Origin of the sequence: Streptomyces sp. NPDC127097, assembly GCF_042724075.1 — a bacterium.
Taxonomy (GTDB): domain Bacteria; phylum Actinomycetota; class Actinomycetes; order Streptomycetales; family Streptomycetaceae; genus Streptomyces.
In genome coordinates this window covers 15,404-31,520 of the sequence record NZ_JBHXFI010000053.1, presented here as the reverse complement: position 1 = coordinate 31,520, position 16,117 = coordinate 15,404, and the positions used below count along the sequence as shown (strand labels likewise).

Sequence of the window (16,117 nt, the reverse complement as noted above, 5' to 3'; positions counted from 1 at the left end):
ATCCCCTCAAGGCGCTCGGTAGGTCGATCGAGATTGCTGGTTCATCGGTCGGCTTGGTCGAGCGACCGGATCGCTCACACTATCCGCCCAGTTCAGCGCCCCGCGACGCTCGTGACAAATTCCACTTACCTACAACTGGGCAATCCGCCCAATCCATTCGAGTCGTCTACTTGTTTTGCGGCCTCTTTATTCGCAGACCCCGTGTTCCGCCGTCGTCCCGGGAAACGCCGGACCCGAACTCGGGGCCGGCCCGGACGGTGCGTCCGGCCGGTCGTCCGACGATCCGTTTCCGGTGCGGACCGGTTCCTCCCCGGCGTCCTTCGGGGGCGTCACGGTCACCGGAAGATCCCCGTGCAGCCGCGCGAAGAGCCGCCCGGCGTCCGGCTGCCGCAGCTCATCGCGATTGGGGTCCAGGTGGTACTCCTGCCGCGGCACGGTCATGAACTGCACCCGGTCGGTAGGAATGCGGCGGGTGCTGCGCACCAATTCGTACAGCCCCCTCAGGGAAGCCAGCCCGCTGTCCGTGGTCAGTGAACTCGTCGCGGCATCCAGCACCGGATACAGCCGGGTCGGATTGAGCAGGACACCATTGCTCTGCACTTTCTTCACGAGTGCGCCAAGAAATCGCTGTTGCCTCTCCATGCGCTGGGTATCGCTGCCGTTCCCCAGACTCTTTCGTGCCCGTACGTAACCGAGCGCGTCCTCACCGTGCAGGGTCTGCCGGCCGGCGGACAGGCTCAGATGGGCCTCGGGATCGTGCACCGGCCGCGGCAGACAGACCTCCACACCGTCCACCGCGTCCACCATCTTCGTGAAGCCGACGAAGTCGATGATCAAGTAGTGGTCGATACGGATCCCGGTCAGCTTCTCGACCGTACGGATCGTGCAGGCCGGGCCGCCCGCCGCGAACGCCTCGTTGAACGGGGCCGGCGCCGGGCCGGTCTCCGTGCCGTTCGGGCGCTTGCAGTGCGGCAGCTCGACCATCAGATCGCGCGGGATGCTCACCGCGGTGGAGCTCTGCCGGTCCGCCGCGAGATGCAGCAGCATCGTGGTGTCCGAGCGCTGGCCGCGGCTGTGGCCGTACCGGACGTTGCCGCCGGTACGGCTGTCGGAGCCGATCAGCAGCACGTTCCCGGCGTTCGGCGGGCCCGCCGGCGGCCGCTCGGACTCCCACTTCCGCAGCTCCCGCTCGGTGGCGCTGTCGGTGTGGATATTGCCGTTGAGCTTGGCGTACACCGCCCAGCCGGTACCGGCCCCGGCCAGCACGAAACCGGCGATCCCCAGCGCGAGCCGGCGGCGCCACCGGTACGGCGGGATGCGCGGCGGCCCCGGCCCGTCCGCTCCCCGGCCCCCGGCCGGGCGCGCGGCCCAGCCGGCGAACCTGGGGGGCTCGGGGGTCTCGGTCACCTGTGCGTCCATCCCTCACGGAGTCGGCGTCGCGCCCGCACGCAGGCTCGGACGGAACAAGAGACGGACGAAACCCGCGCAGGGTTGTACGTACTCAAGATCCTGGCCTGAAACGGACGTACCGGCCCGCCCGGGGCGCGTCCGGTCGGCCGGACGGGGGAGGTCCGCTTCCTCAGTGCGGCAGCGGCGCCCGGAACGTGATCTTCTCGCTGTTCTCCCGGTCGGCGGCGGCCTCGGCGCCCAGCCGGTCCAGGTGGCGGCACAGCACCACGGAGCCGCCGGTCGCCAGCGGCGCGTACAGCCCGTACGACAGGCCCTGCCAGGTGTCGTAGCCCAGCCCCGACAGCACCCGGGGCGCCTCCGGCAGCCCGGCCGCTTCGGCGTCCGCCAGCGCGCGTGCCACGGTGCCGGCCCCGGTCAGCTCCTCGCCGCCGACGACCAGCGCCGCGGCCCCCGCGTCCACCGGAGCGAACGGCGCGAACCGGTCACCCTGGCCCGGCACCTCGACGGCGTAGTCCGCGAAGCCCGCCGGCGGCTGCGGGAAACGGCCGCCCAGCGGGCGCAGCGCCAGCGCCACCCGCTCCCCGGAGCAGGCGAGCGCCGCCTCCAGCCGGTCCGGCCCGGCGACCACGAGATCGGCGGCGGCCGGATCGCCGTCCACCTCCGCCAGCACGCCCACGGACGAACAGGCCAGCAGCCAGACGGCGGTCTGCCAGTGCGCGGGCAGCAGCAGCGCGAGCCGGTCACCGGGCTCGGCGGCCAGATCGCCCTGGAGGTAGTTGGCGGTCTTGGCCACCCAATTGGCGAAGGTCGCGACGGACAGTTCCACGCGCTCGCCGGTGGCGTCGTCGTAGAAGGTCACCAGCGGGCGGGCCGGGTCCGCGGCGAGCGCGGAACTCAGCAGGTCGGCGGGGGTGCGATCGGTGGCGTTCATCGCGGCCAGGGTACGCGCGGCGGCGGCTGACGGCGGGTCGGGCCCGGCGCGCCCACGCCACCGGATCGGCCGATGCCCCGTCAGGTCACCGTTGGCGCGTTCAGCCCGGCCATGTCCAGGATTTTGACCATGCGCCCCTTCCTTGCGACCTGTCTCGGAGCCGTGTGCACCGCCGCCCTCGCGCTGCCCCTCGTGCCGGCGGCCGGTGCGAGCGCCGCCCCCGCCGCCGCGCCGCGCCCCGCCCGCTCCGGTGAACTGCCGGGCAGCACCCAGTCCCTGCCGGTGGCGGCGCTCGGCGCACCCGCCCCGCGCCCCGACGCCCGGGACGCCACCCCGGCGCCCACGCCCCAGTCGCTCGGCCTGCCGGCCCGCACCGTACGGCCGTTCTCGCTCCTCGGAGTCGTCTGGGACGACGCCGCCGCCGAGCTGCGGGGCCGGGTCCAGGTCCGCACCCGCGCCACCGGCAGCGGCGACTGGTCCGGCTGGCAGGACGTCCAGGTCCACAACGACGACGCCCCCGACCCCGGTTCCGCCGAGCGGCGCGACAGCGACGTACGCGGCAGCACCGCACCGCTGTGGGTCGGTGACTCCGACGCCGTCCAACTGCGCATCACCCCCGAGGCCCGCCACCGCGCCCGGGCCACCCTCCCGGGCGGGCTGCGGCTGGAACTCGTCGACCCCGGCCGGCCCCCGCGCGCCGTCCGCGGCGCGCACGCCGACCCCCCGGCCCCGCTCACCCCCGAGGCCACCGCCGCCTCCGCCGCCAACACCAAGCTCGCCCCGCTCGGCGCCACCGAGATCCCGGCCCTCGACCAGGCCGCCTCCCAGGCCGACATCGCCGCGGTGGACGGGGCGCCGCCGAGCCACACCTTCGTCGGGCCGCGCCCACGGATCGTCACCCGGGCCGGCTGGGGCGCCGACGAGCAGCTGCGCGAGAAGGCATTCACCTACACCCGTACCGTCCGCGCCGCCTTCGTCCACCACAGCGGCTCGGGCAACAACTACGACTGCGCCGAGGCCCCTTCGCTGATCCGCGCCATGTACCGCTTCCACGTCAAGAGCAACCACTGGCGGGACATCGGCTACAACTTCCTCATCGACAGGTGCGGAACGGTCTACGAGGGCCGCGCGGGCGGCGTCGCCAAACCCGTCATGGGTGCCCACACCCTCGGCTTCAACACCGACAGCACCGGAATCGCCGTCCTCGGCACCTTCACCGACGACGAGCCGCCCCAGCCCGCCGTCGAGGCCATCGCCCGTCTGACGGCCTGGAAGCTCGGGCTCCACAGCGTCGACCCGCGCGCCACCACCCAGCTGCTGTCCGGCGGCGGCAACCGCTTCCCCAAGGGCACCAAGGTCCCGCTGCACGTCATTTCCGGCCACCGGGACGGCTTCACCACCGACTGCCCCGGCGAACACCTCTACAGCAAGCTCGCCGCCACCCGCCGCGCCGCGGCCACCCTCCAGGGCCGCTGAGCCGCCACCGGCGGCCGGGGCCGTTGCGCAGTCCGGGCTGGCCAGTGGCGCCACGGGCGGCCGGGGCCGCTGAGCCGCCACCGGCCGGGCACGGCGACACCTTCGGCGCTTTCAGCGCTTTCGGCATCTTCCGGGTTTGCGCGGGTCTGTCACGGTGCAGGCTGCGGGGACCACTCAACCGTTCCCGCGCCCCGCTCGTCCTAGCTGCCACGACGTCCGCCCTCCCGGCCCGTGAACCCCCGTGGCCTGAACGGCACGGGAGCGCCCCACCACCGGGCCGCCCGGGCGCCCGTCTGCCTACACTGGTCCGCCGATCGGCCGACCCCAGCAGGAAGCAGAGAAGACAAGGTGACTGAAGCGATCCTCCTGGTCGGCGGCAAGGGCACCCGGCTGCGCCCGCTGACGGTGCATACGCCCAAGCCCATGGTCCCGGCGGCGGGCGTGCCGTTCCTCACCCACCAACTGGCCCGCGCCCGGGCGGCCGGCATCGAGCACATCGTCCTCGCCACCTCCTACCTCGCCGAGGTCTTCGAGCCGTATTTCGGCGACGGATCGGCGCTCGGCCTGCACCTGGAGTACGTCACCGAAGAGGAGCCGCTGGGCACCGGCGGCGCCATCCGCAATGTCGCCTCGCGGCTGCACTCCGCCCCCGACGACCCGGTGCTGATCTTCAACGGCGACATCCTCACCGGCCTGGACATCGCCGCCCTCGTCGGCACCCACCGCACCTCCGGCGCCGATGTCTCCCTGCACCTCACCCGGGTCGAGGACCCGCGCGCCTTCGGCCTGGTGCCCACCGACGACACCGGCCGGGTCACCGCCTTCCTGGAGAAGCCGCAGACCCCCGAGGAGATCGTCACCGACCAGATCAACGCCGGTGCCTACGTCTTCAACCGGTCGGTCATCGACACCATCCCGGCCGGCCGCCCGGTCTCCGTGGAACGCGAGACCTTCCCCGGCCTGCTCGCCGACGGCGCCCACCTCCAGGGCATGGTCGACTCCACCTACTGGCTCGATCTCGGCACCCCGCAGGCATTCGTCCGCGGCTCCGCCGACCTGGTCCTCGGCCGCGCCCCGTCCCCGGCGGTGCCCGGCCGCTGCGGCGACCGCCTGATCCTGGAGACCGCCGAGGTCGCCACCGACGCCAAGCTCACCGGCGGCACCGTCGTCGGCCCGCGCACCGTCATCGGCGCCGGCGCGGAGATCGACGGCAGCGCCGTCCTCGAAGACGCGGTCATCGAGCCGGGCGCCCGGATCCGCGACAGCCTGATCGGCGCCGGCGCACACATCGGGGCCCGTACGGTCCTGGACGGCGCGGTCATCGGCGACGGCGCGCGAATCGGCGCCGACAACGAACTGCGCGACGGCATCCGCATCTGGTGCAACGCCGAGATCCCCACCGGCTCGGTGCGCTTCTCGTCCGACCAGTAGGCGACGCCGGGGCGCCCGCTCGCTCCTGCCGCGCCCCGCCGTACCCCATCGCCCCCGCCCCACCCCGTGAATGCCCACCCGCGGGAATACCGCCCCACCCCACCCCGTTGTCGGCCCCGAGGGGGCGCTCGGTACCCCTACGGGATGTGTTCGCCCACCCCCTACGGCCCACCCCCACGGCCCACCCGCCTACGCCCCCCACGGCCCGCCTCGCCTGTCACCCCCATCGCCTAACCTGGCCGCATGCCCGCCCGTACCTGGGATCCGCCCGGCCCGCTCGACCTGCACCGCACGCTCGGTGTGCTCCAGCGCGGCCCCGGCGACCCCGCGTTCGGTGTGCGCGACGGCGAGGTGTGGCGCGCCTGCCGTACGCCCGAGGGGCCCGGCACGCTCCGTATCGCGGCCCGCCCGGCCGCCGGCCAGGTCGAGGCCGAGGGCTGGGGACCGGGCGCCGACTGGCTGCTGGACCGCCTCCCCGAGCTGCTGGGGGAGTCCGACGACCCGGCGCGGCTGACGGCCCGCCACCGCATCGTCCATGAGGCCCGCCGCCGCCACCCCGGCGTCCGGCTGGCGCGGACCGGCCTGGTCCTGGAGTCGCTGATCCCCTCGGTCCTGGAGCAGAAGGTCACCAGCGACGAGGCATACCGCGCCTGGCGCCTGCTGCTCCAGCGGCACGGCGAGCCCGCCCCCGGCCCCTGGGAGCGGATGCGGGTGATGCCGGAGCCGCGCGGCTGGGCGCTGATCCCCTCCTGGGAGTGGCACCGCGCGGGCGTCGACGCCAAGCGCTCGTCCGCGATCCTGCGCGCCGTACGGGCCGCCCGCCGGATGGAGGAGGCCGCGCGGATGGACCTCGCGGACGCCACCCGACGGCTGATGGCGCTGCCCGGCATCGGCCCCTGGACCGCCGCGGAGACCCTTCAGCGCACCCTCGGCGCCCCCGACGCGATCACGGTCGGCGATCTGCATCTGCCGAAGATCATCGGCTATGCCCTCACCGGCCGCCGCGGCACCACCGACGAAGAGATGCTCGAACTCCTCGCGCCCTACGAGGGCCAGCGGCACCGCGCCGCCCGGCTGATCCTGCTGTCCGGCCGCGTCCCGCCGCGCCGCGCCCCGCGCTTCCCCGTGGGGGACATAGCCCGGCTGTGACCGGCACGCGGGGGCGCGGACCGAAGGGCAGCGGGGCCGCGGGTCAGCGCACCACCACGAAGGCGTCGGCGTCCCGCGCCGGGCGCGGCGGCGGTGCGGTCGCCGGCCGCCCGATGGCCACCGCCCCCATCGGCTCCCAGTCCGCCGGCAGCCCCAGCACGTCCCGGACCACCTCCCGGCAGAACATCGTCGACGACACCCAGGCGGACCCGAGCCGTTCGCCCGCCAGCGCGACCAGGAAGTTCTGAATCCCCGCGCCGTGGGCCACGAGGAACATCTCCCGCTCCGCCGTGCTCCGCCGCGCGTCGGGATAGGGGTGCGCGCCCTCCGTCACCATGCACGGCACCGCCAGATACGGCGCGGCCCGCAGGACGTCGCCGCGCCGGATCCGCTTGGCGATGGACTCCTCCGACTTGCCGTCCCGGCGCAGATCCGCGATCCAGGCGTCCCGCATCGCGTCCAGCAGCCGCACCCGCGCCTCCGCCGTCTCCAGGAGCACGAACCGCCAGGGCGTGGTGTGGTGCGGTGCCGGGGCGGTGACCGCCGCCGCCACCGCGCGCCGGACCGCCCCCGGATCGACCGGCTCGCCGGTGAAGGCCCGGACCGTACGCCGCGCCGTCACCGCTTCCCGTACGGCCTCCGAGGTGCCCAGCCGGAACATGTCGTCCTCGGGGCTGCGCACCATGGCGCGCGCCCCGGCGCTCTCGCCGGTCTCCCCGACGACATGGCCGAGCCCCCGCACCACCGCGACCGGCAGCCCGGCGGCCTTGCCCTTCACCAGGTCGCCCGCTGCGGCCAGTTCGTCGGCGGTGGCGACCACCGTCGCACTGAGCGGATTGCCGTAGGCGTCCGTGCCGCCGCGCAGATCGTCCAGCACCCGCACCCCGGCCGCGCCGATGGCGACATCGGTGAGCCCGTTGCGCCAGGGCCGCCCGAAGGTGTCGCTGATGACGACACCGACATCGACACCGAGCGTGCTGCGCAGACCCGCACGCAGCGCCCGCGCCGAGGCGTCCGGGTCCTCCGGCAGCAACAGCACCGTCCCGGAGGGGGTGTTGGAGGCATCGACACCGGCCGCGGCCATCACCAGCCCCTGCCGGTTCTGCACGATCCGCAGGGTGCCGCGGCGCGCCACCACCCGCACCGTCTCCTGATCGATCGCCGCCTCCCGGTCGGCGGCCTCGACCACCCGGCCCTCGGCCTTGCTGACGATCTTCGAGGTCACCAACAGCACGTCGCCGTCGACGAGTCGGGGCACTCCGTCGGCGGTCGCCGCGGCCACGATCAGCTTGACGAGGTCGTCGCCGGGCCGCACCTCGGGCACTCCCGGCAGCGCCCACACCCGGTAGGCGGGCACCCCGTCGGCGTCGTTCACGCCCGGACCTCCGCGGCCAGTTCCAGCGCCTCGCGCACCATCGCGGCCGTGGCGTCCAGGTCGGTCATCATCAGCGGCACGGCCCGGCAGCGGATCCCGGCCGCCTCGACCTCGGCCACCGCACCCGCGTCGACGGAGTCGACCAGCCAGCCGTCCAGCAGCCCGGACCCGTAGTGGCGGGCGACGGCCGCGGCGGTCGCCTCCACCCCCACCGCCGCCAGCACCTTGTCGGCCATCCCGCGGACCGGGGCGTCGCCGACGATCGGCGAGAGCCCGACCACCGGCACCCCGGCCTCCGCGATGGCCTCCCGGATACCCGGCACCGCCAGGATCGTCCCGATACTGACGACCGGATTGGACGGCGGGAACAGCACCACATCCGCCGCGGCGATGGCCTCCAGCACGCCCGGCGCGGGCTTGGCCTGATCGGCGCCGACCGGCACCACGGCATGGGCGGGCACCGAGGCCCGCAGCCGCACCCAGTACTCCTGGAAGTGGATCGCCTTGCGCTCGCCCTCTTCGTCGACGGCCACATGGGTCTCGACCCGGTCGTCGGACATCGGCAGCAGCCGCACACCGGGCTTCCAGCGTGCGCACAGCGCCTCGGTGACGGCGCTGAGCGGGTACCCGGCACCGAGCATCTGGGTCCGCACGATGTGGGTGGCGAAGTCCCGGTCACCGAGCCCGAACCACTCGGGGCCGACGCCGTAGGCGGCCAACTCCTCCTTCACCCGGAAGGTTTCGTCGGTGCGGCCCCAGCCCTGCTCCTCGTTGATGCCGCCGCCGAGCGTGTACATCACGGTGTCGAGGTCGGGACACACCTTGAGCCCGAACAGATGGATGTCGTCGCCGGTGTTCCCGATGACGGTGATGTCCGCGTCCGGAGCCGCTGCCTTCAGTCCCCGCAGAAAGCGGGCGCCGCCGATACCGCCGGCCAGAACCACGATTCGCATAAAGACAGTGTGTCAGCCGAAGGCTGAGTCGATGAGGGGCGGTGGCCGGGCGACGGGCGGGCAGTGTGTCAGCCGAAGGCTGAGTCGATGAGGGGCGGTGGCCGGGCGACGGGCGGGCACGGCAGTGCGGAACGCCCCGCTGTGTCAGGGCGCCGGTATCCCGGGCGGCGCGGTGGCGGCCCCGGTGTCCGTGGCCTGGCTGGGGTGCATCGGCATATTGGTCAGCCCGGGGAAGTACACATGCAGGCTGACGGCCGGCGTCAGGGCGTCGTTGACGACCTCGTGGACGTAGCCGGGGGCGAACACCCGCTGGGCGCCGGCCGTGAGCGTACGGGGTCCGTCCTCGACGTGCTCGGTCAACTCGCCTTCCAGGACGGTCAGCACACCGGAGGACGCCCCGTGGTCGTGCCGGCCGCTGCCCTGCCCGGGCACCCAGCTCAGCAGCCACACCTCGTAGCCCGGCCCGGTGCGCAGCCGGTGGTACCAGCGGGTGGTGGCGTCGTAGCGGACCAGCGGGGCCCAGGCGGCGCGGTCGGCGGCGATCGAGCGGGCCAGCCCCGCGAAGCCGGCGACGGTGGCCGGGTGGGCGGGAACGGGCGGCAGCAGGTGGGGGATGGCGAGCGGGTCGCCGGCGATCTGGACGTCGCTGTTCATGGCGTTTCGGGTTCCTCGGCAAAAGTGCTGGGGTGACGCGGGGGAGGGCTGCGGCGCGGCGCGGGCTCTCCCTGTGGGGGGCGTGGCGCTACGGCGCGGAGCAGAACGCGCTGCGGGGTGGTGCGAGCGAAAGGCTGGAGCTCGGTGGCTTCAACAGCTGGAACAGCGACAGCAACAGAGAGCCTGCGCAGCGCAGAGCGACCCGTGGCTACGGGTCGGTCGGGGCGCGAGGGTCGCTGGCATGGGGTCAAGGAGACCGGGTTCGCGCCGCGATGTCAACCGGATGTCTGGTTTGACGTAAATCTTTCACCTCATCCGGTTACTCCGCCCGGCGAAAGGTTTGTGCAGCTTCCGGCGCGGAGACATCGACCGGCAACCGCGCTTTCAAACGCCGTTGCGGTCCCGTGATCGGTCTGTGATCTCCCCCGCTTCGGCAGCGTGGGGTGCAACGTGAACGCCGCCTGGTTGCGTCTTGGTGAGTGAAGAGGACGTGCCGGGTGGCACGCCCGGGAAAGTGTCCTGGTTTTTACTGATTTGAACACTTTCCGCATCCGCTTGGTTCCGCCGAGTGAATAAGAGGCTCAATAGCAGATCTCGGCTTGACTGGCCCGGATCACCACACTTGTAATTTCACTCGTGTCGTTCAGCCGAAATCGATCACGGCTTGATCACGGGGACGTAAAGACAGACGAGGGGCGCACATGACCGAGCTGTTCCAGGAATTGCTGGTCGAGGAGGCGGATGAGGAGCTCGGCTGGCAGGAGCGCGCACTGTGCGCCCAGACCGACCCCGAGTCCTTCTTCCCGGAGAAGGGTGGCTCCACCCGCGAGGCCAAGAAGGTCTGTCTCGCCTGCGAAGTCCGGTCCGAATGCCTGGAGTACGCGCTCGCCAATGACGAGCGCTTCGGCATTTGGGGCGGCCTGTCCGAGCGCGAGCGGCGCCGGCTGAAGAAGGCCGCCGTCTGACGATGACAGCGCAGCCGGCCGGACCGACGGCGGGCGGCCCCGTGGACCACGCCGCCGTACCCCCTCAACTCCCCATATCCCCCTATAGCGAACCCTCCGCCTCCAGCGACCCGCTCGCCGGAGGCGGACTGCTGTGTACTCCTTCGTACGGGCCCGGTCGGGGCACCGGCGCGAACCATTAGTGTGGGGCCCCGTCCGAGATGCGCCGCCGCCCCGCAGGCCGCGCGCGTCGCCTCGTAGTCCGTCGCAGTGTCTTCCGGGGGCGGGGGCCCAGCGCGACTTCGCCGCGGGCCTTCGAACTCCCGGGTCCGGAGGGCCCGTACCTCGATGTCCGTGCACAGCCAGTCGGCGGCCCAGTCCGCCTCATACGCAGCCGCAGCCCCAGAGTTCCCACGGCATGTCGTCACCGCCGTGATCGTCTCCCATGACGGTGCCCGCTGGCTGCCCGACGCGCTCACCGGCCTGCTCGGCCAGGAGCGCCCGGTGCAGAACGTCATCGGCGCCGACACCGGCAGCGCGGACCACTCCGCCCAGCTGCTCGCGGAGGCCATCGGGGACCAGCGGGTGCTGCACCTCGCCCGCCGCTCCGGATTCGGCACCGCCGTCGACGAAGCGGTCCGCACGGCCCCCGTGCTCACCCCCGACGACCTGCCGTATCTGCGCCGGCCCAGCGGCTGGGACCCGGTCACCCGCACCTGGCACGACGAGGCGTACGAGATGCCGGAGTTGCCGCACGGCGAACCGGTCCAGTGGCTGTGGCTGCTGCACGACGACTGCGCACCCGAGCCGGACGCGCTCGCCGAGCTGCTGCGGGTCGCCGACGCCAGCCCCTCCACCGTCATCGTCGGCGCCAAGCTGCGCAGCTGGTACGACCGCCGGCAACTGCTGGAGGCCGGGGTCAGCATCGCGCGCAGCGGCCGCCGTTGGACCGGCCTGGACCGCCGCGAACAGGACCAGGGCCAGCACGACCAGGTGCGCTCGGTGCTGTCCGTCTCCACCGCCGGCATGCTCATCCGCCGTGACGTCTACGAGGAGTTGGGCGGCTTTGACCGCCGGCTGCCGCTGATGCGGGACGACGTGGACCTGTGCTGGCGCGCCCAGGCCGCCGGGCATCAGGTCCTGATCGCGCCGGAGGCGATCCTGCGGCACGCCGAGGCATCCGCCCGCGAGCGCCGCCCCATCGACTGCGTCGGCCGCTCGGTCGCCAACCCGCACCGCGTCGACAAGGCCGGCGCCGTCTACACCCTGCTCGCCAACACCCGCGGCGCGACCCTCCCGTACGTCCTGCTGCGGCTGCTGATCGGCACCTTCCTGCGGGTGCTCGCCTACCTCGTCGGCAAGGTCCCGGGCCAGGCGCTGGACGAACTCGCCGGACTCTTCGGCACGCTGCTGCGGCCCGGCAAGATCCTCGCCGCGCGGAAACGGAGAGGCCGGCCCGCGGTCGACGCGAGCGAGCTGCGGCCGCTCTTCCCGCCTCCCGGCGCGACCGTCCGCGCCACCGTCGAACAGGTCGCCGGCAACCTCGCCGGGCGGGCCGCACCGGATGTGGCCTCGGCCGGCCGGCACGGTGCGGTGGAATCCGGGCCCGGCGGCGATGACGCGGACTTCCTGGAGATCGAGCAGTTCGCCCGGCTCAAGCGGATCGCCCGCAAACCGGCCCCGCTGCTCTTCCTCCTGCTGCTGGTGGTCTCGCTGGTCGCCTGCCGCGGACTGCTCGGCTCCGGTGCGCTGACCGGCGGGGCGATGCTGCCCGCGCCCGGCAGCGTGTCCGACCTGTGGTCGGCGTATCTCGACAGCTGGCATGCGGTCGGCGTCGGCGGCAGCGCCTCCGCGCCTCCCTACCTGGCGATCGTCGCCCTGCTGTCGAGCATCTTCTTCGGCAGCACCGGCTTCGCCGTCACCCTGCTGCTGGTCTGCTCCGTCCCGCTGGCCGGACTCACCGCCTACTTCGCCTCCCGCCCGCTGGTCGCCTCCCGGCTGCTGCGGGCCTGGGGCAGCATCGCCTACGCCTTCCTGCCCGCGGCCGCCGGCGCGCTGGCGGGCGGCCGGCTGGGCACCGCGGTGCTCGCCGTCCTGCTGCCGCTGATGGCGCGGGCCGCGCTCGCCGCGAGCGGACTGCGGCTGCCCGTGGGCACCCGCCCCAGCTGGCGCGCCACCTGGGCGTATGCGCTGCTGATCACCTTCACCATGGCCTTCACCCCGGTCGTCTGGCCGATCGCGGTGCTGCTCGGCATCGGGCTGCTGGTGCTGCGGTTCCTGGGCTCCGCATCCGGAGGCTCGGGAACGAGCGGAGACGGAGCGAAGCGGAGTGGCAGCCGTGGGCTGATGCTCGCCTACGGGCTGCGCTTCCTGGTGGTGGCCGTGGTGCCGTTCGTGGTGCTCGCGCCCTGGTCGCTGTCGTTGCTGAGCCGGCCGTCCGCCTTCTTCCAGGAGGCCGGACTCGACTACGGCGCCGGATCCGCCTCCGTGCTCGACCTCATCGGGCTCAGCCCCGGCGGTCCCAAGGCCGCCGGCGGGGTGCTCTTCTTCGGCATCGTCCTGGCCGCGCTCGCCGCGACGCTGCGCGACGAGCGGCAGCGCGCGATCCGTACCGCCTGGGCGGTGGCGCTGGCCGGGCTGCTGCTCGCGGCGCTGGGCAACGGCTCCGGCTGGACCGGGCCCGCGATGCTGGTCTACGGGCTGGCGCTGCTGTGTGCCGCGGCGATCGGCGCGGAGGGCATCCGGACCCGGATGGCCAGCCTCGGCTTCGGCTGGAAGCAGCCGGTCGCCGTGCTGATCGCGCTGGCGTCCGTGCTCGCCCCGCTCTACGCCGCGGTCAGCTGGATGATCACCGGCGCGTCCGGTCCGCTGGAGCGGCGTAATCCGGAGCAGGTCCCGGCGTTCGTCGCCGAGGAGTCCGGCACCGCCGACCGGGCCCGCACCCTCGTCCTCGACGGCTCGCCCGGCCGGGTCGGCTACACCCTCGTCCGCGGCTCCGGTGCCCGGCTCGGCGACGCCGATCTGGCCGCCGCGGCGGGCGAGGACAAGCGGCTCGGCGGCATCGTCGCCCATCTCGTGGCCGGCTCCGGCGCCGACCAGACCAACCAGCTCGGCGGCTATGCGGTCCGCTACGTCCTGGTCAGGGACGGGGCGCCGCGCGAAATGGGCCGGGTGCTGGACGCGACGCCGGGCCTGACCCGGCTCAGCCAGGACGACGGCAGCGCCCTGTGGCGCGTCGACCGCCGGGTCTCGCGGGTCTCCATCGTCCCGGGCGCCGCCAAGGACGGCACCAGCGCGGGCGAGACCGCCGCACCCGTCGCCGTACCCTCCGGCCCCGTCGAGGCACACACCAAGGTGTCCGGCGGCGACAGCGGCCGGGTGCTGCGCCTCGCGGACACCGCCGACCCGGGCTGGCAGGCCACCCTCAACGGGACTCCGCTCAAGCCGGTGACCGTCGACGGCTGGGCCCAGGGCTTCACGCTCCCCGCGGAGGGCGGCACCCTCGACCTCACCCACGAGAACCCGATCGGCCACACCCTGTGGCTGTGGGCGCAGGGCCTGCTCGCCGTCGTCCTGGTGGTGCTGGCGCTGCCGGGCCGCCGCCGGGAGATCGACGACGACCTGCCGGAGGACGCGGCCGCCGCGCAGGCCGCCGCGGTATCCGGCGACGGCCGCCGGGCGCGCCGCCTGCGGGCCCAGGCCGAGGCGGCCGGCGCCCCCGAGGCGGCCGGGCCGGGCGTCCCCGCCGCGCGGGCCGGTGAGCAGCCGCCCGCCCCGGCGGCCGCACCGGCCCCCGGCCAGGACGCGGTCCAGGACGCCGTCCCCACCGCTCCCGGCGACCCGTATGCGGCGGTGCCGCAGCAGCCCTCCTACGAGGAGTGGCAGGCCGCCCAGCAGGGCGTGCCGGACGGCACCGTGCCCCCGGCCCACCCCGCCGGACAGCAGCCCTACGCCCCCGCCGACCCGTTCCAGGCCGGGCAGTACGGCCGGCCGTACCCGCCGGCCGATCCCTACCAGGCCACCGACCCGTACGCGGACCCCTACCAGGCGGGCGCCTACGACCCGTACGGCTACGGGCAGCAGCAGTACGGCGACGGCGGGCCGCAGCACCAGCAGCCCTACGACGACGGCACCGAGTACCCGGGGTACTCCGGCTCCTACCCCGAGCCGCGCCGTGACGGGAGCGACCAGCAGTGAAGCGCACCATGATGTCCCTGATCGGCGTGGCCGTCGCGCTGGCCGCGGTCACCGGCGTCGCCGCCGTGGCCGCCCCGGACGGCGACGGCCGGGACGCCCCGCGCGGCAGCAGCCGGCTGCCCGTCCAGCGCTCCGCGCTGCTCTGCCCGGCCCCGACCTCCTCCGAGGTCGGCGAGACCAACTACACGGCCTTCGCCCCCAAGGGCGCCGCGGCCGGCGCGGACGGCAAGAAGGGCACCGCCGAGCTGCGGCCCGCCGGGACCGTGCGGGACGCCGGCGACGGAGCCGGCGGCAAGGGCGGAAAGAAGGGCAAGGACAAGGGCAAGGGCGCCGCGGACGCCGCGGCCGGGCAGACCGTCGCCCCCCGCGACACCAAGCCCGTCGTGCCCCTCCAGGAGGCCGGCAAGCCGGTCACCGCGACCACCGACAAGCCCGACGCCCCCGCCCTCGTGGGCTCCGCGGACGGCATGTTCGCGCCCGGCTGGACCGTGCAGCAGACCACCTCCGTCGCCGCCGGCGCGGGCCGTGGCCTCCTCGGGCTGAGCTGCACCACTCCCGACACCACGTTCTGGTTCCCCGGTGTCAGCACCGCCACCGACCGCCAGGACTACGTCCACCTCACCAACCCCGACCCGGTCCCGGCCGTCGTGGACCTCGAACTCCACGGCAAGGACGGGTCGTTGGCGGGCTCGGCGGGGGAGGACATCTCCGTACCGCCGCACACCACGGTCCCGGTGCTGCTCTCCACGCTGACCGCCACGCCCACCACCAACGCCTCGCTGCATGTCGTCGCGCGCGAGGGCCGGGTGGGTGCCGCGGTCCAGGCGAGCGACGGCACGCTCGGCAGCGACTGGCTGCCGCCCGCCGCCGACCCGGCGCCGAGCGTGGTGCTCCCCGGCATCCCGAAGGACGCCACCTCCGTGCGGCTGGTCGCCCTCGCGCCCGGTGAGTCCGATGCCGATCTGAAGGTCCAACTGGCCACCCCGACCGGGCTGATCACGCCCGCCGGGCTGGAGACCCTGCACCTCAAGAGCGGGATGACCACCGCCGTGGACCTCAAGGACCTCACCAAGGGCGAGGCCGGTTCGCTGGTGCTCACGCCCTCCGACGGTGACTCCAAGGCCCCGGTCACGGCCGCGCTGCGGGTCACCCGCGGCAAGGGCGCCAAGCAGGAGATGGCGTTCATCCCCGCGACCCGGCCGGTCGAGAAGCGCGCCACCGCCGCCGACAACCGCGACAAGGGCAGCACCCTCTCGCTGGTCGCGCCGGAGAAGGGCAAGGACGCCAAGGTGAAGGTCACCGCCTCGGCGGGCAGCGGCGGCGGCACCCCGGTCACCAAGACCTACACGGTCAAGGGCGGCAGCAGCCTCGATGTCGAGCCGCCCCGCCCGCAGGGGCTGAAGGGCGCCTACGCCCTGACGGTGGAGCCGGAGCCCGGCAGCGGTCCCGTCTACGCGGCCCGGATGCTCGCCCGCCCCCAGGGCGGGGTGCCCGCGTTCACCGTCCAGCCGCTGCCCGACGACCGCGGCTCGGTGCTCGTCCCGGCCGCGGGCCAGGACCTGTCGGTCCTCACGAACTGAGCCGCGCACCCGCCCCC

Annotated in this window: 11 protein-coding genes; 6 read left to right on the top strand and 5 right to left on the bottom strand. The window is 74.0% G+C overall.

Annotation, left to right across the window (positions count from 1 at the left end):
* Positions 1–186: 186 nt before the first annotated feature.
* On the bottom strand, positions 187–1,419 hold the full coding sequence (locus ACFWJW_RS30085) for an LCP family protein (protein ID WP_387247329.1): 1,233 nt from the start codon (positions 1,417–1,419) through the stop codon (positions 187–189).
* Positions 1,420–1,579: 160 nt separating this feature from the next.
* Entirely contained in the window at positions 1,580–2,341 is a 762-nt protein-coding gene (locus ACFWJW_RS30080) for a TIGR03089 family protein (RefSeq protein ID WP_387247328.1), read from the bottom strand.
* Between the two features lie 129 nt (positions 2,342–2,470).
* Here ACFWJW_RS30080 and ACFWJW_RS30075 point away from each other — a divergent pair, with 129 nt between their 5' ends.
* The 3 genes from ACFWJW_RS30075 to ACFWJW_RS30065 all read left to right on the top strand — a co-directional run bounded on the left by ACFWJW_RS30075 (position 2,471) and on the right by ACFWJW_RS30065 (position 6,397).
* Positions 2,471–3,817 carry a peptidoglycan recognition protein gene (locus tag ACFWJW_RS30075; RefSeq protein ID WP_387247327.1) on the top strand — a complete coding sequence of 449 codons (1,347 nt, stop codon included), beginning with the start codon at positions 2,471–2,473 and terminating at the stop codon, positions 3,815–3,817.
* 348 nt (positions 3,818–4,165) lie between these two features.
* The gene (locus ACFWJW_RS30070) at positions 4,166–5,248 is read left to right on the top strand and encodes a sugar phosphate nucleotidyltransferase (RefSeq protein ID WP_387247325.1); all 1,083 of its coding nucleotides are present in this window, start codon (positions 4,166–4,168) and stop codon (positions 5,246–5,248) included.
* 243 nt (positions 5,249–5,491) lie between these two features.
* Positions 5,492–6,397, top strand: coding sequence for a DNA-3-methyladenine glycosylase family protein (locus ACFWJW_RS30065; protein ID WP_387247323.1), 906 nt, complete (start codon positions 5,492–5,494; stop codon positions 6,395–6,397).
* 43 nt (positions 6,398–6,440) lie between these two features.
* Here the strand turns inward: ACFWJW_RS30065 and ACFWJW_RS30060 are convergent, their stop codons facing one another.
* From ACFWJW_RS30060 to ACFWJW_RS30050, 3 genes are all read right to left on the bottom strand, one after another.
* Positions 6,441–7,772, bottom strand: coding sequence for a coenzyme F420-0:L-glutamate ligase (locus tag ACFWJW_RS30060; RefSeq protein WP_387247321.1), 1,332 nt, complete (start codon positions 7,770–7,772; stop codon positions 6,441–6,443).
* Positions 7,769–8,725, bottom strand: coding sequence for a 2-phospho-L-lactate transferase (cofD, locus tag ACFWJW_RS30055; protein ID WP_387247319.1), 957 nt, complete (start codon positions 8,723–8,725; stop codon positions 7,769–7,771). The genes ACFWJW_RS30060 and cofD overlap by 4 nt, the downstream gene beginning before the upstream one ends.
* Positions 8,726–8,869: 144 nt before the next feature.
* Complete coding sequence (locus tag ACFWJW_RS30050; protein ID WP_387247317.1) at positions 8,870–9,379, bottom strand: cysteine dioxygenase; 510 nt, start codon at positions 9,377–9,379, stop codon at positions 8,870–8,872.
* Positions 9,380–10,080: 701 nt separating this feature from the next.
* On the opposite strand from ACFWJW_RS30050, the gene ACFWJW_RS30045 reads away from it, so the two are divergent.
* The 3 genes from ACFWJW_RS30045 (at position 10,081) to ACFWJW_RS30035 (ending at position 16,100) form a co-directional block, all read left to right on the top strand.
* Positions 10,081–10,344: a WhiB family transcriptional regulator gene (locus tag ACFWJW_RS30045; protein ID WP_003983763.1), complete on the top strand. Its 264-nt coding sequence runs from the start codon at positions 10,081–10,083 to the stop codon at positions 10,342–10,344.
* 327 nt (positions 10,345–10,671) lie between these two features.
* Complete coding sequence (locus tag ACFWJW_RS30040; protein ID WP_387247315.1) at positions 10,672–14,520, top strand: glycosyltransferase; 3,849 nt, start codon at positions 10,672–10,674, stop codon at positions 14,518–14,520.
* Positions 14,517–16,100 (top strand): DUF5719 family protein, encoded by a 1,584-nt coding sequence (locus tag ACFWJW_RS30035; protein WP_387247313.1) that lies wholly within the window; start codon positions 14,517–14,519, stop codon positions 16,098–16,100. Before ACFWJW_RS30040 ends, ACFWJW_RS30035 begins: the two co-directional genes overlap by 4 nt.
* The last annotated feature ends 17 nt before the right edge of the window (positions 16,101–16,117 follow it).